General features: G+C 42.9%; 18 protein-coding genes and 2 pseudogenes. 12 read left to right on the plus strand and 8 right to left on the minus strand.

Annotation, left to right across the window (positions count from 1 at the left end; all coding sequences use genetic code 11):
• From SCRDD08_RS00855 to SCRDD08_RS00880, 6 genes and pseudogenes are all read left to right on the plus strand, one after another.
• Nucleotides 1–372: pseudogene (locus tag SCRDD08_RS00855) on the plus strand (hypothetical protein); the annotation flags it as partial.
• Entirely contained in the window at nt 369–719 is a 351-nt protein-coding gene (locus SCRDD08_RS00860) for a hypothetical protein (RefSeq protein WP_061422019.1), read from the plus strand. The pseudogene SCRDD08_RS00855 and the gene SCRDD08_RS00860, both read left to right, overlap by 4 nt.
• 234 nt (nt 720–953) lie before the next feature.
• Nucleotides 954–1,691 (plus strand): annotated as a pseudogene (locus SCRDD08_RS11775) (DUF6261 family protein).
• A 283-nt stretch (nt 1,692–1,974) separates the two neighbouring features.
• Nucleotides 1,975–2,181, plus strand: a complete 207-nt coding sequence (locus tag SCRDD08_RS00870) for a hypothetical protein (RefSeq protein WP_061422020.1) — start codon at nt 1,975–1,977, stop codon at nt 2,179–2,181.
• 148 nt (nt 2,182–2,329) lie between these two features.
• The gene (aspS, locus tag SCRDD08_RS00875) at nt 2,330–4,084 is read left to right on the plus strand and encodes an aspartate--tRNA ligase (RefSeq protein ID WP_061422021.1); all 1,755 of its coding nucleotides are present in this window, start codon (nt 2,330–2,332) and stop codon (nt 4,082–4,084) included.
• Nucleotides 4,071–5,006, plus strand: a complete 936-nt coding sequence (locus SCRDD08_RS00880; protein WP_061422022.1) for a YitT family protein — start codon at nt 4,071–4,073, stop codon at nt 5,004–5,006. Before aspS ends, SCRDD08_RS00880 begins: the two co-directional genes overlap by 14 nt.
• Before the next feature lie 129 nt (nt 5,007–5,135).
• Here SCRDD08_RS00880 and pulA read toward each other — a convergent pair whose 3' ends face one another.
• From pulA to SCRDD08_RS00910, 6 genes are all read right to left on the minus strand, one after another.
• On the minus strand, nt 5,136–7,211 hold the full coding sequence (pulA, locus tag SCRDD08_RS00885; RefSeq protein ID WP_061422023.1) for a type I pullulanase: 2,076 nt from the start codon (nt 7,209–7,211) through the stop codon (nt 5,136–5,138).
• A gap of 15 nt (nt 7,212–7,226) precedes the next feature.
• Nucleotides 7,227–8,210, minus strand: a complete 984-nt coding sequence (locus SCRDD08_RS00890) for a LacI family DNA-binding transcriptional regulator (protein ID WP_061422024.1) — start codon at nt 8,208–8,210, stop codon at nt 7,227–7,229.
• A gap of 9 nt (nt 8,211–8,219) precedes the next feature.
• Nucleotides 8,220–9,032 carry a DUF1189 family protein gene (locus tag SCRDD08_RS00895; RefSeq protein WP_061422025.1) on the minus strand — a complete coding sequence of 271 codons (813 nt, stop codon included), beginning with the start codon at nt 9,030–9,032 and terminating at the stop codon, nt 8,220–8,222.
• Nucleotides 9,033–9,136: 104 nt separating this feature from the next.
• On the minus strand, nt 9,137–9,979 hold the full coding sequence (locus SCRDD08_RS00900) for a sugar ABC transporter permease (RefSeq protein WP_005592080.1): 843 nt from the start codon (nt 9,977–9,979) through the stop codon (nt 9,137–9,139).
• A 1-nt stretch (nt 9,980) separates the two neighbouring features.
• Nucleotides 9,981–11,270 (minus strand): carbohydrate ABC transporter permease, encoded by a 1,290-nt coding sequence (locus tag SCRDD08_RS00905; protein WP_061422026.1) that lies wholly within the window; start codon nt 11,268–11,270, stop codon nt 9,981–9,983.
• 145 nt (nt 11,271–11,415) lie between these two features.
• Entirely contained in the window at nt 11,416–12,675 is a 1,260-nt protein-coding gene (locus SCRDD08_RS00910) for an extracellular solute-binding protein (protein WP_061422027.1), read from the minus strand.
• A 325-nt stretch (nt 12,676–13,000) separates the two neighbouring features.
• Between SCRDD08_RS00910 and malQ the strand changes: the two genes are divergently transcribed.
• The 4 genes from malQ (at nt 13,001) to nrdI (ending at nt 18,062) form a co-directional block, all read left to right on the plus strand.
• A complete protein-coding gene (malQ, locus tag SCRDD08_RS00915) occupies nt 13,001–14,509 on the plus strand; it encodes a 4-alpha-glucanotransferase (protein ID WP_061422028.1) in 1,509 nt (502 codons plus the stop codon).
• A gap of 39 nt (nt 14,510–14,548) precedes the next feature.
• Nucleotides 14,549–16,810 carry a glycogen/starch/alpha-glucan family phosphorylase gene (glgP, locus tag SCRDD08_RS00920; RefSeq protein WP_061422029.1) on the plus strand — a complete coding sequence of 754 codons (2,262 nt, stop codon included), beginning with the start codon at nt 14,549–14,551 and terminating at the stop codon, nt 16,808–16,810.
• Between the two features lie 194 nt (nt 16,811–17,004).
• Nucleotides 17,005–17,523 (plus strand): ABC transporter permease, encoded by a 519-nt coding sequence (locus tag SCRDD08_RS00925; protein ID WP_061422030.1) that lies wholly within the window; start codon nt 17,005–17,007, stop codon nt 17,521–17,523.
• A 62-nt stretch (nt 17,524–17,585) separates the two neighbouring features.
• Nucleotides 17,586–18,062, plus strand: a complete 477-nt coding sequence (gene nrdI, locus SCRDD08_RS00930; RefSeq protein WP_061423236.1) for a class Ib ribonucleoside-diphosphate reductase assembly flavoprotein NrdI — start codon at nt 17,586–17,588, stop codon at nt 18,060–18,062.
• Between the two features lie 46 nt (nt 18,063–18,108).
• Here the strand turns inward: nrdI and SCRDD08_RS00935 are convergent, their stop codons facing one another.
• Together SCRDD08_RS00935 and argS are read right to left on the minus strand one after the other, a co-directional pair.
• Nucleotides 18,109–18,375 (minus strand): hypothetical protein, encoded by a 267-nt coding sequence (locus SCRDD08_RS00935; RefSeq protein ID WP_005591475.1) that lies wholly within the window; start codon nt 18,373–18,375, stop codon nt 18,109–18,111.
• Nucleotides 18,376–18,426: 51 nt separating this feature from the next.
• On the minus strand, nt 18,427–20,115 hold the full coding sequence (argS, locus tag SCRDD08_RS00940; protein ID WP_061422031.1) for an arginine--tRNA ligase: 1,689 nt from the start codon (nt 20,113–20,115) through the stop codon (nt 18,427–18,429).
• A 125-nt stretch (nt 20,116–20,240) separates the two neighbouring features.
• Between argS and argR the strand changes: the two genes are divergently transcribed.
• Together argR and SCRDD08_RS10890 are read left to right on the plus strand one after the other, a co-directional pair.
• Nucleotides 20,241–20,681, plus strand: coding sequence for an arginine repressor (gene argR, locus SCRDD08_RS00945; protein ID WP_045500171.1), 441 nt, complete (start codon nt 20,241–20,243; stop codon nt 20,679–20,681).
• 73 nt (nt 20,682–20,754) lie between these two features.
• Nucleotides 20,755–21,898 (plus strand): MutS N-terminal domain-containing protein (locus tag SCRDD08_RS10890; protein ID WP_462217686.1); only part of this gene is annotated, 1,144 nt, incomplete at its 3' end.

The following is a 21,898-nucleotide window of genomic DNA, read 5'->3' on the forward strand; positions in this document are numbered from 1 at the left end:
TGGGGGCGCGGGGGGATTAGTGATCAGATTTGGGACAACCTTCAAAAATATCATCTGTACATGTACGAGGGAGGTTTGAATCATGATTCTGAAAGCGGAAAAGACACGGATATTTCTGGCACCAACTTTGCTCACCTCTATCCTGAAGTGGCAAAGAACATGAAAAATATAGATCGATTATATTTCCGCCCTAAGCAGTACAATGAACGGGAATGGTTTGACAAACTGATTCATTGGTTTGCGCCGGAAGGGCAGGATGTGATTGAGCTCTATGCGACGGATGAGCAGACTGGCGAGAAGACACAGATTCATTCTTATGATGAGTTTGTGGCCTGGATAGCAGCTCACCCAGAGGAGGAGAAAACAGAATGACTAAACGAATGATTACTCCTGAGAAAATCAAGGGAGTACAGGCTAAGTTTGATGCGGCTTTTCTAAACTTGGATTCCGGTGTCGGAATGATTGTTGCGGATGAGTCGGAAGCAAAACTGACAGAGTGTTTTAATGGTTTCAAAGAAACTGCTGGTACAGTAGAAGAAACGGTAATCAGTTTTAACGATTATCTGGATACAGTAGCGACAGCTTTTGAACAAACAGATTCCTATTTGGCTCAGCAGATTGAGGGGAAAGGAACTGTTAAAAGTAATACAGATGCTCAAAAATACAGAGTTAAAATGCAGGAACAAATCCGTCAAAACAAATACTACGGAGACATTTAATATATTCCCACCTGAATCTTCGTTCAGGTGGTTTGTCATGCTTAATACAGTTGAAGAAAGTTTTTACATGTGTTATACTGATTTATAGGACTTTTATCTTGTCATCCGTACTGATGGGGTGAAGTAAAAGCGTTTCACTCTGTCATCTGTACTGACGGATTGAAGTAAAAGTGATTTACTCTGTCATCTGCGCTGACGAGATGAAATAAAAGAGGTGTTTATGAAAACAGAAAAATTGTAGCTGTAAAATATGGTAATCTCCGCCACGCAGAGTTCTCCTAATTTATCGCCCGTTTCTTGGATGATCTGAAGAAGGAAAACTTTGACTTTAAAAAGGAAGAAGTGCTGACAGCTTTGGTGGAAAAGATTCAGGCAAACCTGCCAGCTTATCAGGCTTCACTGGGTCAGATTCGCGCCAATGAAAAATCAGCTTTGTTGAATGAGGCTGATGATTTGCGAGACGCAGACTTGCAGGCTTTGCGGGACTCTATTAAACCTTACCGTGCAAGCAAGCGAGAAACTGAAAAGACAGCTTACACTAATTTGAAACTTCTGTTTGATACTTACAAAGACACCCACAAGAAACACTATGAAGAGGAAACAGCCTTGATTTCTAATTTATTAGAGAAGCTGGCTTCCGACAAATACAAGTCTCAAGTAGAAACATTGGCGATCGCTAAGTTTGTAGAGAATTTGAAAGAGAGCCACCAAGCTTTTGAATCCCTCTTTGCCTCGCGCTCTCAAGACAAGCTTCAAAGTGTCAGCTTTGATGTGAAAAAGCTGCGCAAAGAAGTAGCGACTCCGTACCAGCAATTAACAGACTATGTGTCCATCCTGACGCAAGCAAAGGAAGACGAGCTCTATAAACGTTTCCTCTCTGTGCTCAATAACAGCCGGAAGCACTATGCGGACACTCTGGCTCGCCGTAAGGGAAAAGATACGAAAGCTACTGAAACAACTGTAACAGAATAATGATTAACAGCCATCTGAAAATCTTTCAGGTGGTTTTTCTATACCAATTTTTCCCTCCTTTCCCTGATATACATGCAGATTATGGTATAATGGGACAAGGAAATTTTTCCTGACTAGTCCTTTGACATTTGAATATCGCACAATGGTTTCGCTCTGCTATTTTTCATTTCTTTAGCCACATCATGAGAGTCTGTCCTAACCTCTTTCAAGAAGCGATCATAGATGCTGTTTTAATATTCATCTCTTTTGTGCTATACTATGTCTTATAGTAGGGAGGAATTCTATGAAGAAAATTATCTTGTTTTCAATTATCCAAGGATTTGTTATTTTTATCATTTCGGGGATTTTGGCCTATGTGATGAAAGGCGAGTTCTTCTTTCGTTATTTAGCTCCTATTTTTGGTTTGGCCGCAGCAGGATTTCGCTTCGTGACATCCATGATTGTCAAGACTTTAGCGCCTAGCATCTATCAGGAAGAAAAGCAAAAATAGTTATTTTTCTAGTGTCTGACACTCTAGTCCGAGGGATTTCCTCGGATTTTTACATTTATCAGAAATCCATTCTTTTTTCGCAAAAAGCTCACCTTCCCAGTCTCTTTGTGGTAAAATAGTAAAAGAATTAAAAGTTTGGAGAGTAAGAATGAAACGTTCAATGTATGCAGGTTGTGTTCGCAGTGAGCATGCCGATCAAGAAATCACTTTGAAAGGTTGGGTTGCCCGCCGTCGCGATTTGGGAGGCTTGATTTTTATTGATCTGCGTGACCGTGAAGGGATTATGCAGCTAGTTATTAATCCTGAGAGTGTTTCAGATGAGGTCATGAAGACAGCTGAGAGTCTGCGCAGCGAGTTTGTCATTGAGGTGACTGGTAAGGTAGCCGCGCGTGAGCAAGCCAATGACAAGCTGGCCACAGGAAGTGTAGAGCTTCACGTAGACAGTCTGACGGTACTGAATACTGCTAAAACGACTCCTTTTGAGATTAAGGACGGGATTGAAGCCAATGATGATACGCGCTTGCGCTACCGTTATTTGGATCTGCGTCGCCCAGAAATGCTAGAAAATCTTAAGTTGCGTGCCAAAGTGACTCATTCCATCCGCAATTATTTGGATGAGCTGGAATTTATCGATGTAGAGACACCATTTTTGACCAAGTCAACGCCTGAAGGGGCGCGTGATTATTTGGTGCCGAGCCGGGTCAACCAAGGTCATTTCTATGCCCTGCCTCAAAGCCCACAAATTACCAAGCAGCTTTTGATGAATGCTGGTTTTGACCGTTATTATCAGATTGTCAAGTGTTTCCGAGACGAGGACTTACGTGGAGACCGTCAACCAGAGTTTACACAGGTGGACTTGGAAACTTCCTTCCTATCTGAGCAAGAAATCCAAGACATTACAGAAGGGTTGATTGCCCGTGTCATGAAGGAAACCAAGGGAATTGAAGTGACCTTGCCTTTCCCGCGGATGAAATATGACGATGCTATGGCTCTTTATGGTAGCGACAAGCCAGATACTCGCTTTGACATGTTATTGCAGGACTTGACAGAGCTTGTCAAGGACGTTGACTTTAAAGTCTTTTCTGAGGCACCAGCTGTCAAGGCGATTGTCGTTAAGAATGCTGCTGACAAATACTCGCGCAAAGACATTGATAAGCTGACAGAGCAAGCTAAGCAGCATGGAGCCAAGGGACTTGCTTGGGTGAAAGTAGCTGATGGAGAACTAGCTGGTCCTGTTGCAAAGTTCTTGACAGACCTGTCAAGTAAGTTGACAGCTGCTTTACAGCTTGAAGAAAACGACTTGGTTCTCTTTGTGGCAGACACCTTGGATGTTGCCAACGCAGCTCTGGGGGTTCTTCGTGTCCGCCTAGGTAAGGACTTAGGCTTGATTGACCCTGCTAAGTTTAACTACTTGTGGGTGGTAGATTGGCCCATGTTTGAGTGGTCTGAAGAAGAAGGCCGCTATATGAGTGCTCACCATCCATTCACTCTGCCTCAAAAGGATTCTGAGCAGGAGCTGGAAGGAGACCTGAGCAAGGTTCGTGCGATTGCCTATGATATCGTACTCAATGGCTATGAACTAGGTGGTGGTAGCCTACGGATTAACCAAAAAGATCTGCAGGAACGTATGTTTAAGGCTTTAGGCTTCTCAGCTGAAGAAGCGCAAGACCAGTTCGGTTTCCTTCTAGAAGCTATGGATTATGGTTTCCCACCACATGGAGGTCTGGCTTTGGGTCTGGATCGCTTCGTCATGCTTCTGGCTGGTGAAGAAAATATCCGTGAAGTCATTGCTTTTCCTAAGAATAACAAGGCTTCTGACCCAATGACGCAAGCACCAAGCTTGGTTGCTCCTGCACAATTAGAGGAATTAAGTTTACAAGTAGAATCACATGAAAAAGACTAGTTTGCGGAAACTTTTTCGCTATTATCTTCATCGCTTTGCCTATCATGTCAAGTTGCTAGAAGTTCTGAAAAGTATTTCGCGTGAAAAATATGATGAGAAATTTTCAGCCTCTCTGGTATACGGCTTTCTCTCAGCAGTAGCGGTCAATTTCTTCTTTCAGCCAGGCCATGTCTACTCAAGTGGTGCAACGGGCTTGGCGCAGATTGTCTCGGCTTTGAGTGGTCGCTTTACCGGCTTTACCATTCCAGTTTCCATTACTTTTTATGCGATCAATATTCCACTGATGATTTTGGCTTGGTACCAAATCGGGCATAAGTTTACTGTTTTTACTTTTATCACTGTTTCGATGAGCTCGCTTTTTATCCATTTTGTTCCAGAAGTGACATTGACGACCAATCCCATTATCAATGCCTTGTTCGGGGGAGTTGTCATGGGGACAGGGATCGGCTTTGCCCTCAAGTCAAGCATTTCAAGTGGAGGGACAGATATTGTTAGTCTGACCATTCGCAAGAAAACGGGCCGTAATGTAGGCAGTATCTCCCTGATTGTCAATGGTATTATTATGCTGATTGCTGGTCTGACCTTCGGTTGGGAATACGCTCTCTACTCAATGATTACCATCTTTGTATCCAGCCGTGTAACGGATGCAGTCTTTACCAAGCAAAAGCGGATGCAGGCTATGATTATCACCAGTCATCCTGAAGAAGTGATTAACAAGATTCACCACAAGCTCCACCGTGGTGCGACCATTATCAATGGGGCGGAGGGAACTTACAATCACGAGCAAAAGGCGGTGCTGATTACAGTCATTACGCGTGCTGAATTTAGTGAATTTAAGTACATCATGAAGCAGACAGATCCTACAGCCTTTGTCTCTGTATCTGACAATGTACATATTTTAGGAAGATTTGTAGAAGAGTAGTCTCGATTATCGGCATTGCTAGTAAATCTTACTCAAACGCAATGCTTCCATTTATACATAAAAAAGGAACAAGTTCAGCTGGATGTTTTCCCATCCAAAATGAACCTGTTCTTTTTTATAGTTATTGCTTTATTTCAAAACCAAGACTTGCTTAGCAGGAACTGTATAAGAGTCTGCTGGCGGGGCGATTGGTTTTTTGGCGTTAATGTGCGGATACTGAAGGTGAATGCTTTGCTTCATTTTATTTTCATAAGTCGCTGCTTCAGTACCAAAGTTAATCAAAATGGTCAGCGCTTGTTTGTCTTTTTGAATCTTATATTCAACGAGGCTAGGGCTGAGCCATTTGACCTGACAAGCTTTTTGAATAGCAGAGCTAGTTGTCAGAGTCAGAAGCGGATGAGCCTTTCTAAAGGCAATGAGTTGCTTCAAAAATTCAATGTCTTCAGTGTAGTGAAGTGAGCGCAGCCAGTCTAGCTTGTTGATCTCATCAGGCAGATTGTAGGTGTTGTCAATCAGATTTTTGGTCCGATAAAATTCCTGCCCACTGTGGAGGAAAGGAACTCCTTGCGATAATAGAACGATATGCAGTGCTAGACGAGAGTTAGCTAGGCGTTGACGGAGGCTGATATTTGGATTTTGAATATCAAAATAATCAAACACCGTTGCGTTGTCATGGCATTCTACATAGTTGATCGCCTGATGAGGCGCTAGGAAATGTGGCTCTCCTGTCAGACCGACATTGGCTGTCAGGACATTTTCTAGCCAGCTGGTTGCGTGCTCTTTGTCCAGTCGGCTACCTTGGACGATGGTTTGCTTGATCGTATCACGGAAATGATCGCTGAAGAAACCATACTCAGGTAGTTGTTCAGCGTTGAACTGATGAGCTAGAAGGTCGCTATCAAGACCAGTAGGCATCTGCCAACCTTCTCCGTAAAGGTAGATGTTTGGATGGATGGCTTTTAGTTCCTCAGCGATTTGCTTCATGGTGGTTATGTCGAGAATGCCCATCAGGTCAAAGCGGAAACCGTCAAAGCCGTAGAGGCTAACCCATTGCTGGACGGATTGTTGGATATAATGGCGCACCATAGCTTTTTCGCTAGCTACATCATTTCCGCAGAAGGTACCATTTGTCCGTAGGCCTTGCTCATCTAGACGATAGAAGTAGCCTGGCACAATTTTTTCAAAAGCATAGGCATCTGCTTCATAGACGTGATTGTAGACGACATCCATGATAACGCTCATATCAGCCTGGTGATAAGCTGCAATCGCGTCTTGTAGTTCAAAGATACGACTATAGGGATTGTGTGGGTCGCTTGACAAGCTACCCTCAGGAACATTATACTGGACGGGATCATAGCCCCAATTATAAACAAGTTCAGGGTGTTTTTCGTCCACGCTACCAAAGTCATAGACAGGCATAAGCTGAACGTGTGTAATGCCTAAATCCTGCAAGTATTTTAGACCAAAAGTGTGGCCGTGTACGCTTGGAGATTCGGATAGAGAAGCGAATTTACCAGGTTGTGAGAAACCAGCTTCCTTTTGCATGGAGAAATCACGCACGCTCGTTTCATAGATAACGGCTTCTGTTGGTTTTACTTGGCTGGCAGCTCGATGAATGGGTCTACTAATTTTTTTGCGGTCAATGATATAACTATGACCAGAGTTGGCATCTGAAGAGAGGGCGTAGGGGTCATGTACTTCTATCCATTTTCCGTTCACCTTATGGATATAGTAGTAGGCCTTGCCTTCTAAGTCTCCAAGGACCTGCGTATGCCAGACACCCCTATCTTTCCTTTGGAGGGGGATGACCTGCTCTTCCAGATGCAGCAAGACTTTTTCTGAAATAGGGGCCCAAAGTTTGAAATCTGTTGCCTGAGGGCTATAGCTAGCTCCCAAATCTCTTTCTTGGTAGCTAAATAATTCATCAAAAATAGGCTTTTGGACAATGTGGCGATACTGGAGGATGCTGTGATTGCGGTCCTGATCATAGACTGTGTAGGATTCAGTCAAATCAATCGGGTCATTGACTGAAAGGGTGTAGACAATCTGATGTTCTTGATTCTCAATTTTTTTGATGGTCAAAGGACTGGAGCTATGCTTGTCCTCCAGAGTAAAGTGGATAGAATAAGCGTCAAAGGACTTTTCCAATTCGATAGTGATGCTATTTTCATCATCTAAATAGGCTTGGAAAATACGATAAACCATGAAATTTCTCCTTAACTAACGAGTAAGAATGCTGTGGGGGATAACCTGGCGATAGCAAGTATGCTTGTCATCCTTATTATCTTTAATGATTTGGAGCAAGGTACGGAAAGATTCCCTTCCCAACTCGAGGGTATTGATATCAATATAGGCATCCACGTCGATGCGTGGCTTGATAGAGTCAAAAGTGATAATCGGGAAGCGGTAGTCAATGTCTTTGAGATAGTGGAGAGCCCCTTCGGCAACCATACTATCTGATGTTACAAAGGCTTCAATTTCTTGAATAGGCATCTTTTCCATAATCTTATAACTGCTATCTTCCAAGAGGAAACCGAAAGAAAACTTGACGATGTTTTCATCGAGAGGGATGCCTGCTTCTTCTAGGGCCTGTTTGTAGCCGGTAAAGCGGTCTTGGGATACGATAAGCTCTTTATTACCGGCTAGAAAGGCAATTTTTTTATAACCTTGATCTAGGAAATATTTGGTTGCATCGTAGCCAGCCTTGATATTATCATTATCGACTAAAGAAACAAATGGTGACACTGCTTTCCCTAAAATCAAGAAAGGAAACTGGTTTTTAATCGCAAAGTCAACCAGCGGATCGTTTGGCTTAGAATAGAGAAAAATCAAACCATCGACGCGCTTTCCGAAAATCATTTGTTTGATATTTTCTAAACGACGCTCTTCGTCCTGTCCGGTGCTAATCTGAATGGCATAGTCATGTTCAGACGCGATGCGCGAAATCCCCCGCAAGACAGTTGGGAAGAATGGGTTTTGGTAAAAAAGATCCGAATCATCGGGCAGCACTAGGCCGATGACTTGGGTTGATTGGCTGACCAGACTTCTAGCGTTGAGATTTGGATGATAGTCCAGCTCTTTCATGGCAGCACGAACCCGTTTTTTAGTTTCATCGCTGATGGTTGACTTGTTTTGCACGACGCGTGTCACTGTTGAAGGGGACACACCAGCTAATTTTGCGACTTCTTTGATTGTAACGCGCATAATAACCTCCTAATTTCTGAAATCCTCATCGCGGAAATGTGTTTTGTAAAAAATAATCACTAAATAAAGAACAAACAAGATATTTTGTACGGTGATAATCGTAGGCAGACTTTGTCCAAATAAGCCGCAGATAAGGCCAATAATCGTTGGTAATCCTAGGCAGTTGAGGATAAAGTGATAGCATTCTTTAAAGGTTTTAAAAGAAAATAGCCGTGATTTCTTGGTCAGATAGAGCAAGAAGGAAGCACCGAGTGCTAGAAAGGCAAAGTTGATGCTAAAGAGGAAGCCTGCGGAGAGGACTAGAAAGAGGCTGATCACCAAGCGGTTTTGTTGGAACCAGTCTTTAGAAATGGCTTTGGTCAGGGCTTCTTTGCTTTTTAGAGCCTTCTGGTCAATGGCTTGGTAGCGGATATTGGCCAGTTCTTTTCCTTCTTTAGTGATTTTAAGATTTTCTTTGTCAAAGTAAAGCATCAGCTCCTTGCCTAATTTGAGTTCCTCATGATGGCCAATAATGACAGTCCCAGCGGTATTGTGATGAATCCCTTCAGGATTTTCAGTGGTCAGCACATGGTCTTTCATCTGGGCATGATGGTCCAAGTCAATCATCACGTCTTCATCCAGAGTGTCAAATGCCTTATCAACAAAGGTATCCAGAGCATAGCTCGTCAAAGACACTGTCTGAATGGCCACGGGAATCAAAGACAGAGAAATCAGAAAGATGCTGGTAAAGATGAGTTGGAACCAGCTAAGCATCCGACGATTGGCGAAAGTTTTTCTAAAACCAATCAAGCTCGAAAAATAATTAAAAGGATAAGGTAACATAGCTGCCTCTTTCTAAAATTATAATCAGGTGGTGGCCAATAAAGAACTTATTGGCTGCCATATAACTATAATTGTCTTTAAATCAAAAACAGGGTGGGACAAGATTATCCCTTGTCTCCACCACTTGTTAAACCAGATACAAAATTCTTTTGCAGGAAGAAGAAGAGAATACAGATTGGAAGGGCAGTGAGAATCGCACCGGCAGCAAAGAAGGCAATTTTTTGATTCTTGACATCACTGACGAAGGTACGAAGACCAACTGCAACCGTATAAAATTCTTTTTCACGAAGAAGGAAGCTAGAGAGGATATAGTCTCCAAAAGGTCCCATGAAGGCCCAAAGAGCTTGCACAGCAATCATTGGACGAACGAGGGGCAGGACAATCTGCCAGAAACGTCTGAAATGACCAGCACCGTCTAATTTAGCTGACTCATCCAGAGACATAGGAACGGTATCGAAGTATCCTTTCATCAACCAAGCATTCATTGGAATACCACCACCCACATAAAGGAAGATGAGGAACCAGCTTTGGTTAAGGGCATTGAGCATCAGCGCCATAACGAAGAAGGCGGTCAGAGCTGCAATGGTTGGCACCATTTGGATAATCAAGAAGAAAACCAAACTTTGCTTTCTTGCGATGAAATTGTAACGGCTGTATGCATAACCTGCAAGTACCACTATACTGGTTTGGACAATCATTGTCAAGACGGCAATGATAATGGTGTTAAAGTACCAAGTGCCATATAGAGTCTCTGAGAAGAGACGAGAGAAGTTTTCCAGACTGAAGTTGATGTCTGTGTCTAGCTTGAAGGCCACGACATTCCCCGTTTTGAAAGCAGACATGATCGTGATCAAGAGCGGGTAGAGAATGATAATGGAAAGCACTACAAGGTAGAGATAGGTCAAACTGTGGTTGATAAAACGTTTAAATTTAACAGAACTATTCATCTTATACATCCTCCATATCAAATGCGTGTAGTTTCTTGAAGGCAATCATAGAGATAGAGATGACGATGATGGAGATAATGAGGGTAACGGCCGCCGCCATTGAATATTGCGGTGCTGTACCTGTGGTCAAACGATAAATCCAAGAGATCAGGATGTCAGTTGAACCGGCTCCTCCACCGACACTACCAGGACCACCTGCATTGAAGAGGTAGATGATTGAGAAGTTATTAAAGTTAAAGGTGTATTGACTGATCAAAGTTGGTGCCGCAACTGCCAAGATCATTGGGAAAGTGATGTTGCGGAATTTCTGCCAAGCATTGGCTCCGTCGATGTAGGCTGCTTCGTAAAGGTCATTTGGAATAGACTGCAAGATACCTAAGGTCAGGACATAGATATAAGGGAATCCAAGCCAACCTTGCATCATAATCAGAGCAATCTTAGTCCAAGTCGGATCAGTCTTCCACGGAATCAGCTGTCCATCTAGGAAGGGAAGAACCTTGCTGAGAAGCGGGATGACTTGAGTGTTGATGGCACCGATACTATCGTTGAACATATTTGAGAAAGTCAGGATAGTGATAAAGGCTGGAACTGCCCAAGGAAGCAGGAAGATAACACCGAAGATGCGTTTTCCTTTGATGAATGGTTGGTTGGCAATAATAGCAGTGAAAATACCGATTACGATTTGTAAAGTAGAGGCTGCCAGTGCCCAGATGATAGTCCAAGTCAAGACAGAACCAAAGGCCGCACGGAAGGTACTTAATTGCCAAATATTAGCAAAGTTGGTAAAGCCAACCCAATCCAAGAGTTTATTTGGTGGCAAGTGTTTGAAATCATAGTTGGTAAAGGCGATCAAGAGTGTTACCAATACGGGGAAAATGATAGCAAAGGTCATTGCCAGATAAGAAGGGATGATGAGTAAGTAAGGGAAGCCATTTTCATAGATTCCATCAAACATTTCCTTCAAGGTAGTATGGACAGGATAATCATTGTTCCACTGTTTAGCAACCGTCCGAGCATCCTTCAAGTTAAATCCATAGAAAATCAGGAAAAATACCACGAGGATGAGGTGGAAGGCACCGCGGATCAGCATGAAGAGTGAGTTGTCACCACGGACTTCACCAAGAGTGATGAGATTTTCAATTTCTGGTAGGGCAATAGCTACGAAATAAGCTAAAAATGCAACCGTAACCCCAAGAAAAATGTATCCTTTGGCTTTTTGATCATTATAGATTTGCCCCAACCCTGGAATGAGGGAGCGCAACATGGCTTGTTTGGGATCTTTTTTTGTCATTGTAGTCTCCTTAGATACGAGAAAGATTGAGGAATTGCAGTAAGTACAAGTCCTAATCCGAGTTTTTCTTATTAGAAGATAGAATAAAGCCTCATTCTATCAAACAAGGGGTAGGGAAAATTCCCACCCCTTTATTTAAACTTGCTTATTTGTTGCCGAATTTTTGATCGATAGTTTCTTTGATCAATTTAACAGCATCTTCAGCTGAAGTTTTAGCATCTTTCTTACCGCTTACAGCATCGAAGAGCATGTTCTTAGCTGGATCCCAAACAGTACTCATTTCAGAGATGTTTGGCATTGGTTCTGCAGATTTGAACTGTTTAACAACCGCATCTGTCAATTCATCTTTCTTGCTTACAGCGTATTCACGTGCTTCTGTGTTCGCAGGAACTTCGTTTGTTGCATCGTAAAGAGCTTTTTGTTGTGCAGTTGATGCAAGGAAGTTAACGAATTTTTGTGCACCGTCAACGTTCTTAGAACCAGCAGGGATGACCCAAGCTTTACCACCACCAAAGGCTTTGTATTCTTTGCCGTTTGGAAGTGTTGGGATAGTTGCTACGCCGTAGTTTACTTTAGCTTCTTTAAGAGATGCAGCTTTCCAAGGGCCGTCGATGATTGCAGCAGTTTTTCCGCTTTGGAATTGAGTTTGGATCAAGTTAGAAGCGCCTTCTGTATCTTGCATACCTTTAGGCCATTTTTCATACCAAGTCTTAGCGTATTCAATTCCCTTGATAGAACCTTCGTTAGCCAAACCGATATCTTTAGGATCTGTACCGTCTTTACCGAAGACATAAGCACCATTTCCAGCAAGGAGACCGTAAGCATAGTAGAAGTTTGTCCAGTCAGCAAGGAAAGCAGAAGTTTTGCCATCTTCACCAGCAAACGCATATTTGCTATCTTTTGCAAGTTCTTCCAATTCAGCAAATGTTGTAGGAGCTTTTTGGATCAGGTCTTTGTTATAGTACATTACCAAAGTCTCGATAACAGCAGGAGCACCGTAAGTAGTTCCGTCGATTGTTACCAAAGATTTAGTAGTATCGTCAGCTTTTGCATCTTTGCTCAACTCAACTTCTGAAAGCTGTCCGTCAGCACCTAGACTTCCTACGCGGTCGTATGGTGCCATCATGACATCTGGAGATTTACCAGATTGGTTGTCAAGCGAAAGGTTATCAAGACCTGTAAGAGCATCACCAGTTTTGATAGTGACCTTTGTTCCGGTTTCTTTTTCATAAGCCTTCGCAGCTTCTTCCATGTAGCTCTTGTAGCCTTCGTCTACATATGCAGTGAGCTCATTGCTTGCAGCAGTGTCTTTTTTAGAAGATTTGCTACCGCAGGCTGTCAAAATAAATCCTGCTAAAGCAACAGTACCGAGAACAGCAACGCTCTTCAACATTTTGTTTTTCATGATTATTCCTCCTAAAGAATAAAAATATAATACCATCTAAGAACACGCTTGCATAGCGCAAACGTTTTCTTGAGCTTAAAATAATTTTAGCACAAAAGGTAAACGCTTGCAAGCGTTTTTAAGAAAATTTTTAAAAATTTTTAAGGAAAGAGTGCTAATTTAGATGATATATAAGGAAAGAAAATAGAAATCTATGGTATAATAAATAAAAAAGTTTTTTAAAAAGCTTGCACTTGAAAAAAAAATAGGTTATAATTCAAGCGACGCAAACGTTTTCGCTAAATAAAGTAGGAAACAAGCATGAAAAATTTTTGAGGTGTTACATATGAAAGCGAGACAAAGTGGTGTATTGATGCACATTTCCTCTTTGCCAGGCAAGTACGGGATTGGTTCTTTTGGTCAGTCTGCTTATGATTTTGTGGATTTCTTAGTTAGAACGAAGCAACGTTATTGGCAAATCTTGCCTTTGGGAACGACTAGCTATGGGGACTCTCCTTACCAGTCTTTCTCAGCCTTTGCAGGGAATACTCACTTTATTGATTTGGATTTCTTGATTGACGAAGGCCTGTTGGCAGAAGAAGATCTAAAAGGCGTTGATTTTGGTGATGATCCAAAAGCTGTAGATTATGCAAAAGTATTTGAAGCACGTCGTCCTCTTTTGGAAAAAGCGGTTGCTCGTTTCCTTAAAGTTGGCGATCTTGATAAATTCCGTCAATTTGTTGCGGAAAATGCAGCTTGGTTGGAGCTTTTTGCGGAATACATGGCTGTTAAAGAGCATTTTGATCTGAAAGCTTGGACAGAATGGCCAGATGAAGCGATTCGACGTCGCCAACCAGAAAGCTTGGCTAGCTATCGTGAGAAATTGGCAGACAAGCTGGAATACCATCGTGTAACTCAATATCTCTTCTTTAAACAATGGTTGGAACTCAAGAAATATGCTAATGATCATCACATCGAAATCGTTGGTGACATGCCAATCTATGTAGCTGCTGACAGTGCAGATGTCTGGGCTCAGCCTCACTTCTTCAAGACAGATAAGCAAGGTCGCCCAGTCAAGGTTGCTGGCTGCCCACCAGATGAATTTTCAGAGACCGGCCAATTATGGGGTAACCCAATTTATAATTGGGATGCCATGGATCAAGATGGTTATGCTTGGTGGATTGAGCGCCTGCGCGAAAGCTTTAAGATTTACGACATTGTTCGGATTGACCACTTCCGTGGCTTTGAGTCTTATTGGGAAGTGCCAGCTGAGTCTGACACAGCGGCTACTGGTCACTGGGTCAAAGGTCCAGGTTATAAGCTGTTTGCCGCAGTGAAAGAAGCTTTAGGTGAATTGAACATCATTGCAGAAGATCTTGGATTCATGACGGATGAAGTCATTGAATTGCGTGAACGAACTGGCTTCCCAGGTATGAAGATTCTGCAATTCGCTTTCAATCCAGATGATGAAAGCATTGATAGTCCACACTTGGCTCCACATAACTCTGTGATGTACACTGGTACTCACGACAATAATACTGTATTGGGCTGGTATAAGGATGAGATCGATGATCCAACCCGTGAATACATGGCTCAGTACACCAACCGCAAAGAATACGAAACGGTGCCACATGCAATGCTTCGTACAATCTTTGCTTCCGTTAGCTACATGGCTATCGCGACGATGCAAGATTTGCTAGAGCTAGATGGCTCTGCCCGCATGAATCTGCCTTCTACAATTGGCGGCAACTGGGCATGGCGGATGACAGCTGAAGAGCTAAACCCTATCGTAGAAGGTCAGCTTTATCATTTGACTAAGGTCTATCGTCGTCTGAATACTGACTTACTTTCATAAGACAATAAATTTCAATACTTTCTAATACTAGGAGAAATCATGTCAAACTTACAAACATATATCCAAAAAACTTATCAAAAGCAAATTGCTGATTGTAGCAATGAAGAGCTTTATTTGGCTCTCTTGAACTACACAAAATTGGCGAGCGCTCAAAAGCCAGTTAATACTGGTAAAAAGAAACTCTACTACATCTCTGCTGAGTTTCTGATTGGTAAACTCTTGTCAAACAACTTGATTAACCTTGGCCTTTACGACGATGTGAAAAAAGAACTTGCCGCTGCTGGTAAAGACTTGATCGAAGTTGAAGAAGTAGAATTGGAACCATCTCTTGGTAATGGTGGTTTGGGCCGTTTGGCAGCCTGCTTCTTGGACTCTATCGCAACCTTGGGTCTCAATGGTGACGGTGTTGGACTAAACTACCACTTTGGTCTTTTCCAACAAGTCCTTAAAAACAATGAGCAAACAACTATTCCAAATTTCTGGTTGACTGATCAAAACTGGTTGGTCCGTTCAAGCCGTAGCTACCAAGTGCCATTTGCACACTTTACCTTGACATCAACTCTTTACGATATTGATGTTCCTGGTTACAAGACAGCTACTAAAAACCGTTTGCGCTTGTTTGACTTGGATTCAGTTGATTCTTCCATCATCAAAGAGGGAATCGAATTTGACAAGACAGATATCGCTCACAACTTGACTCTTTTCCTTTATCCAGATGATAGCGACAAGCAAGGTGAATTGCTCCGTATCTTCCAACAATATTTCATGGTTTCAAACGGTGCACAATTGATCATCGACGAAGCGATCGAAAAAGGAAGCAACTTGCATGACCTTGCAGACTACGCAGTTGTACAAATCAACGATACTCACCCATCACTGGTCATTCCTGAGTTGATCCGTCTCTTGACTGCGCGTGGTATCGAGCTTGATGAAGCAATCTCAATCGTGCGTAGCATGACTGCCTACACAAACCACACTATCCTTGCTGAAGCTCTTGAAAAATGGCCTCTTGAATTCTTGCAAGAAGTGGTTCCTCACTTGGTACCAATCATCGAAGAATTGGATCGTCGTGTCAAAGCAGAATACAAAGATCCAGCTGTTCAAATCATTGACGAGAGTGGCCGTGTTCACATGGCACACATGGATATCCACTATGGATACAGCGTTAACGGGGTTGCAGCACTCCACACTGAAATCTTGAAGAACTCTGAGTTGAAAGCATTCTACGATATTTATCCAGAGAAATTCAACAACAAGACAAACGGTATCACATTCCGTCGTTGGCTCATGCACGCTAATCCACGTTTGTCTAGCTACTTAGATGAACTTCTTGGTCGCGATTGGCACCATGATGCTGCTAAGTTGGAAGGTCTACTTGACTTTGCTGGCAAGCGAGAAGTGAAAGAAAAGCTGGAAGGCATTAAGGCTCACAACAAGCGTAAATTGGCTCGTCACTTGAAGGAAGCTCAAGGTGTAGAAATCAATCCAGATTCTATCTTTGATATCCAAATCAAGCGTCTACACGAGTACAAACGCCAACAAATGAACGCTTTGTATGTCATCCACAAGTACTTGGATATCAAGGCTGGTAACATTCCTGCTCGTCCAATCACTGTCTTCTTTGGTGGTAAAGCAGCTCCTGCTTACACAATTGCTCAAGACATCATTCACTTGATCCTTTGCTTGTCAGAAATCATCGCGAATGACCCAGCAGTGGCACCACACTTGCAAGTGGTTATGGTTGAGAACTATAACGTTACAGCATCAAGCTTCTTGATTGCAGCTGGTGATATTTCTGAGCAAATTTCACTTGCTTCTAAAGAAGCTTCAGGTACTGGTAATATGAAATTCATGCTCAACGGTGCTTTGACACTTGGTACTATGGACGGTGCTAACGTGGAAATCGCTGAGTTGGTTGGCAAAGACAACATCTACATCTTTGGTGAAGATTCAGAAACAGTTATCGACCTTTACGCAAAAGCAGCTTACAAATCAAGCGAATTTTACGCTCGTCCAGCTATCAAACCGTTGGTTGACTTTATCATCAGCGATGCTGTTCTTGCAGTAGGTAAGAAAGAACGCTTAGAACGTCTTTACAATGAATTGATCAACAAAGACTGGTTCATGACGCTTCTTGACTTGGAAGACTACATCAAAGTTAAAGAGCAAATGCTTGCGGACTACGAAGATCGTGATGCATGGTTGGATAAAGTGATCGTTAACATTGCGAAAGCTGGCTTCTTCTCAGCAGACCGTACAATCCAACAATACAATGATGAAGTATGGCATTTGGAGAACTAATTGTTTTAAATAAGGGAAAAAGCCTAGGCAGGACTGTCTTGGCTTTTCTCTTGTTAGAAGACTAGAATGAGTAGTCTTGGAGGATAAGCTTTTCTAGTAGATAGAGCTTTTAAAATCGTAGCAGACCTTGGCTCTTGTCAGTCTTTTCTTTTGGGTGTATAATAAGAAAAAGTATTTCTTTACAGGGGGTTGTTATGAAGAAGAAACCAATTTATCTCTATGTCTTACTGGGATTAGAAACAGTAGGCACTTTGTGGGAGCTTATTTCGAAGTTCTCCTCTTCAAATGATGCCGTGGAAACCTTGCTAAAGGGGGTCAATGAGCCAGCAAAATCTCAGTATGCAGCTTACTTTAGCAAGAGCGCTGAACTGTCAGGTTCGCTAATAAATAATATTTTCTTTTATGTTGGCTTGCTTCTTTTGATTGCAGCTTGGTTCTTCGTTTTTAAGAAAGATATTTTCAAAGCAAATCTTATTTACATCGCGAACGTTCTTATTGGCCTGATTGGGACAGCGTATGGTTATGTGGTAGTAAAAGGGATTGCAACGTCTTCTTTTTCAGATCCGTCCTTACTCTCATCTCAGATGCTGGGACTGAACTTCACTATTGGCTTTTCTGTTGTGATTAGTCTTATCTTCCTCTCCATTGTTATCTTTAAGCTGATCAAGCAGCAAAAGGAAGCTGAGAGTGTAGAAGTGGCTGAAGAGGATTAAGATTTGGCAAATAACATTTACTGCTTATAATCTAGATGAGTGGATAAATGTTATTTTTGGGAATGGAGCAAATAAACATGAAAGTTTCCTTAGTTTATATTAGCTTGAGTGGCAATACAGAGAGTTTTGTCCGACGTTTGAGCGACTATTTGTTAGAGCAGCATCCGAGTTTAGAGATTGAGAAAATCCACATCAAAGACTTAGTGAAAGAGGGACGTCCGTTCTTTGAAATGACCAATCCTTTCATTACCTTTCTACCGACCTATCTGGAAGGTGGCAATGGTGTGGATAATGGCGATGTTGAGATTCTTACGACGGATGTGGCCGATTTTATAGCTTATGGACAGAATGCTAGCAAGTGTTTTGGAGTTATCGGAAGTGGCAACCGTAACTTTAATAACCAGTACTGCCTGACTGCTAAGCAATACAGCCAGCGTTTTGGTTTCCCTGTTTTAGCTGATTTTGAAATGCGTGGTATGTTAGGCGATATTAAAAAAGTAGCTGGCATTATCGAGGAATTGTACGAAATAAAAGCATAAGTAAAAAGCCGTTCGATCAACATTTTTGACCGAGCGGCTTTTGTTTCTATTCTTGACTTGCATGCTCGCTGGCGATAGTTTCGACCAGCTCTTTTGAATATAAAATTCCTAAACGGTAGTTTTTGTTAATGTAAGCAATAAGGTCATTTTGGTTTTCGCTAGTGGCCATTTTTTCTTGGAGTTCTTGCCGAAAATGATCACTTTTTAGGAGTTCCTGCTGCAGCAAAATCTGCAACTTTACCTTTTCTCTTTTGTTGTACAAAAAGAGAATGACCAAGCTAAGGGCAACTAAAATATAAGCAGTTTCATTCATAAAATATCTCTTCCTAAGAAAACCTCCCAAAACTGGAAGGTTTGTGTAGGGTTACATTTTTTCTGGTGCTTCTACACCAAGCATGCGGAGAGCTTCCTTCAGCACAACAGCAGTAGTGTAGCTGAGAGCTAGACGGCTGTCGCGTTCCGGAGATTCATCCAAGATGCGAGTGTGAGCATAGTATTTATTGAAGGCTTGAGCTAGGCTGATCGCGTATTTGGCAATCAAAGATGGCTCAAAGTTATCAGATGCACGTTTGACTACGCGAGCGAAGTCTTGGAGCAGTTTGATAATTTCCCAGCTTTCAGCATCGTTGAGGTTGTAGTTAGCGTCAAGACTTGGCTTGAAGTCTGCTTTGCGTAGGATAGACTGGATACGTGCATAGGCATATTGCACATACGGTCCAGTTTCACCTTCAAAGGAAACCATTGCTTCCAAATCAAAGTCGTAGCCATTGCGGCGGTCAGTCTTAAGGTCGTAGAATTTAACGGCACCGACACCAACTGCATGGGCAACAGCTTCTTTGTTTTCCAGATTTGGATTTTTTTCTTCAATTTGAGCTTTTGCACGGCTGATTGCTTCTTGCAGAGTTGGTTCCAGAAGGATGATGTTTCCTTTACGTGTTGAAAGTTTTTGGCGGTTCTTCGTAACCAGACCAAAGTCCACGTGGATCATGTCATCGCTCCAGTCAAATCCCATCTTCTTAAGGACGGCCTTGAGTTGACGGAAGTGGTTGGATTGCTCTTGACCAACGACATAAACATTCTTGACGAAGTTGTAAGTGCGCGCACGGTACATAGCAGTGGCAATATCACGGGTGATGTAAAGCGTAGCACCGTCTGATTTTTTAATCATAGCTGGTGGCAGGTTGACATCGTCCAAGTCCACGATGCTAGCGCCTTTTGATTCTTTCAGGAGAGCCTTGTCTTCCAAAATTTTAACGGCTTCGTCCATCTTGTCATTGTAGAAGGCTTCTCCGTTTAAGCTATCAAATTCAACGCCGAGCAATTCATAGATGCGGTTAAATTCAACGAGACTTTCGTCACGGAACCATTGCCAGAGTTCTGTTGCTTCTGGATCGCCATCTTCCAGTTTCTTGAACCAGAGGCGGCCTTCGTCGTCCAAGGCTGGATCGTTTTCGATTTCAGCATTGATGCGGACGTAAAGTTGCAAGAGTTCATCGATTGGGTTGGCTTCAACGGCTTCCTTGTTGCCCCACTTCTTGTAGGCAACCATGAGGAGACCGAATTGCTTGCCCCAGTCACCTAAGTGGTTGATCTTGATGGTATTGTAGCCCATCTTGCGGAAGATATTGGACAAGGCATCACCGATAACGGTTGAACGCAAGTGTCCGACAGAGAAAGGTTTTGCAATGTTAGGACTGGAAAGGTCAATTGTGATATTTCCGCCCTGACCTTCGTTCTGTTGACCATAGTCAGCGCCTTCCTTGATGACTTCTTTGATGACTTGATCAGAGATTTTAGCTTTGTTGAGGAAGAAGTTGACATAAGGTCCAGTTGCGACAACTTTCTCAAAGTGACTTGGGTCGATCTTTTCAGCAATATCCGCAGCGATAGCTTGAGGAGCCTTGCGTTCTACTTTTGCAAGTGAGAAAGCTGGGAAGGCAATGTCTCCAAGATCGGAACTTTTCGGTTGCTCTAGTAGGTTAGAGATAGCGCTTTGGTCCAAGCTGTCAATAACTTTGGCCAACTCGCTAGCGATTAATTGTTTATTATCCATATTTGCTCCTTTGGGTCTTTTGTTACTATTCTATCATATTTTATGAGGAATCTTCAATTTTTTTGGTATAAGATAGATTTTTTGATATAATTGAGAGTATAAATATTCAGTCAATGAGGTCGAGTATGAGAAAAAGCGAGCGTCATCAGCTTATTAAATGGATGATCAAGGAAGAAAAGTTAGGAACACAGAAGGATATTCAAAAAAGACTGGAAGACGAGGGGATATTTGTGACCCAAACAACCCTCTCGCGGGACCTAAGAGAGATTGGCTTGACCAAGCTGAAGAAAGACGGGCAAGTCTACTATGTGCTGGCTCATGAAGCAGAGGAGTTGGACCTAGCTGGATTTCTGGCCAGTCATGTTCAGGCTGTTTCTCGAGCGGAGTTTACGCTGGTTTTCCGTACAGGACTGGGCGAAGCGACGGTCTTGGCAAATGTGGTAGATGGTTCTCTGGATAGTCGGATTTTAGGAACTGTTGCAGGTGCCAATACCTTGCTCGTGATTTGCCGGGATCAGGAAGCGGCTAGAGAAATCGAGACGAGTGTTAAAGAAGGCATGGAATAGCCAAGAAGCTTAGAATTGACGGAGAGGTTTGAGACAGAAGTCCTGACCTCGTTTGTTTTTAGAAAGGATAGAGATGGCAGTAGAAAAGTTATCGCCAGGCATGCAGCAGTATTTGGATATCAAAAAGGACTATCCAGATGCTTTCTTGCTCTTTCGGATGGGGGATTTCTATGAGTTGTTTTATGATGATGCGGTCAATGCCGCCCAGATTTTAGAGATTTCTCTCACCAGCCGCAATAAAAATGCAGAAAATCCCATTCCCATGGCCGGGGTTCCCTATCATTCGGCTCAGCAGTATATTGATGTTTTGGTCGAATCAGGCTATAAGGTAGCGATTGCGGAGCAGATGGAAGATCCCAAAGAAGCCAAGGGCGTTGTTAAGCGGGAGGTCGTTCAGGTTATCACACCGGGGACGGTGGTGGACTCCAGTAAGCCGGACTCTGCTAATAACTTTCTGGTGGCTCTGGATTACTCAGACGGCCTCTATGGTTTGGCTTATATGGACTTGGTGACCGGTGAGTTTCAGGTGACCAGTCTAGAGGACTTTGCCTTGGTCTGCGGGGAAATCCGCAATTTGAAAGCTAGGGAAGTGGTGCTGGGCTACGCCTTGCCAGAAGCTGAGGAGCAGGTCCTGGCTGGACAGATGAACCTTTTGCTGTCCTATGTACAGACGGCCTTGGACGATGTCCAGCTGCTAGGCGAGGAGTTGTCTCCGATGGAGCATCAGGCAGCGGGGAAACTGCTGGAGTATGTGCACCGGACCCAGATGAGGGAGCTCAGTCATTTAAAGAAGGCCCAGCATTATGAAATCAAGGACTTTCTGCAAATGGACTATGCTACCAAGGCGAGTCTGGATTTGACAGAAAATGCTCGCTCGGGCAAGAAGCACGGCAGTCTTTATTGGCTGATGGACGAGACCAAGACGGCCATGGGCGGCCGTATGCTGCGCTCTTGGATTCAGCGTCCGCTCATTGATGAAGCGCGAATTAGCCAGCGGCAGAATGTCGTCGAGGTTTTTCTGGATCATTTCTTTGAGCGGAGTGATTTGACAGAGAGCCTCAAGGGAGTCTATGATATCGAGCGGCTGGCTAGTCGGGTGTCTTTTGGCAAGACTAATCCTAAAGATTTACTGCAGCTGGCAGCAACATTGGGCAATGTGCCTCAGATTAAAGCTATCCTGCAAGGAATTGGCAGTCCGCATCTAGCTCGTTTGATTG

The organism is Streptococcus cristatus (assembly GCF_001578775.1).
Classification (GTDB): Bacteria; Bacillota; Bacilli; order Lactobacillales; family Streptococcaceae; genus Streptococcus; species Streptococcus cristatus_A.

Bases quoted from the DNA above. Each gene is read 5' to 3' on its own strand.
- SCRDD08_RS00860 (WP_061422019.1), top strand. From the start codon at position 369: ATGACTAAACGAATGATTACTCCTGAGAAAATCAAGGGAGTACAGGCT.
- SCRDD08_RS00870 (WP_061422020.1), top strand. From the start codon at position 1,975: ATGAAGAAAATTATCTTGTTTTCAATTATCCAAGGATTTGTTATTTTT.
- aspS (WP_061422021.1), top strand. From the start codon at position 2,330: ATGAAACGTTCAATGTATGCAGGTTGTGTTCGCAGTGAGCATGCCGAT.
- SCRDD08_RS00880 (WP_061422022.1), top strand. From the start codon at position 4,071: ATGAAAAAGACTAGTTTGCGGAAACTTTTTCGCTATTATCTTCATCGC.
- pulA (WP_061422023.1), bottom strand. From the start codon at position 7,211: ATGGTTTATCGTATTTTCCAAGCCTATTTAGATGATGAAAATAGCATC.
- SCRDD08_RS00890 (WP_061422024.1), bottom strand. From the start codon at position 8,210: ATGCGCGTTACAATCAAAGAAGTCGCAAAATTAGCTGGTGTGTCCCCT.
- SCRDD08_RS00895 (WP_061422025.1), bottom strand. From the start codon at position 9,032: ATGTTACCTTATCCTTTTAATTATTTTTCGAGCTTGATTGGTTTTAGA.
- SCRDD08_RS00900 (WP_005592080.1), bottom strand. From the start codon at position 9,979: ATGAATAGTTCTGTTAAATTTAAACGTTTTATCAACCACAGTTTGACC.
- SCRDD08_RS00905 (WP_061422026.1), bottom strand. From the start codon at position 11,270: ATGACAAAAAAAGATCCCAAACAAGCCATGTTGCGCTCCCTCATTCCA.
- SCRDD08_RS00910 (WP_061422027.1), bottom strand. From the start codon at position 12,675: ATGAAAAACAAAATGTTGAAGAGCGTTGCTGTTCTCGGTACTGTTGCT.
- malQ (WP_061422028.1), top strand. From the start codon at position 13,001: ATGAAAGCGAGACAAAGTGGTGTATTGATGCACATTTCCTCTTTGCCA.
- glgP (WP_061422029.1), top strand. From the start codon at position 14,549: ATGTCAAACTTACAAACATATATCCAAAAAACTTATCAAAAGCAAATT.
- SCRDD08_RS00925 (WP_061422030.1), top strand. From the start codon at position 17,005: ATGAAGAAGAAACCAATTTATCTCTATGTCTTACTGGGATTAGAAACA.
- nrdI (WP_061423236.1), top strand. From the start codon at position 17,586: ATGGAGCAAATAAACATGAAAGTTTCCTTAGTTTATATTAGCTTGAGT.
- SCRDD08_RS00935 (WP_005591475.1), bottom strand. From the start codon at position 18,375: ATGAATGAAACTGCTTATATTTTAGTTGCCCTTAGCTTGGTCATTCTC.
- argS (WP_061422031.1), bottom strand. From the start codon at position 20,115: ATGGATAATAAACAATTAATCGCTAGCGAGTTGGCCAAAGTTATTGAC.
- argR (WP_045500171.1), top strand. From the start codon at position 20,241: ATGAGAAAAAGCGAGCGTCATCAGCTTATTAAATGGATGATCAAGGAA.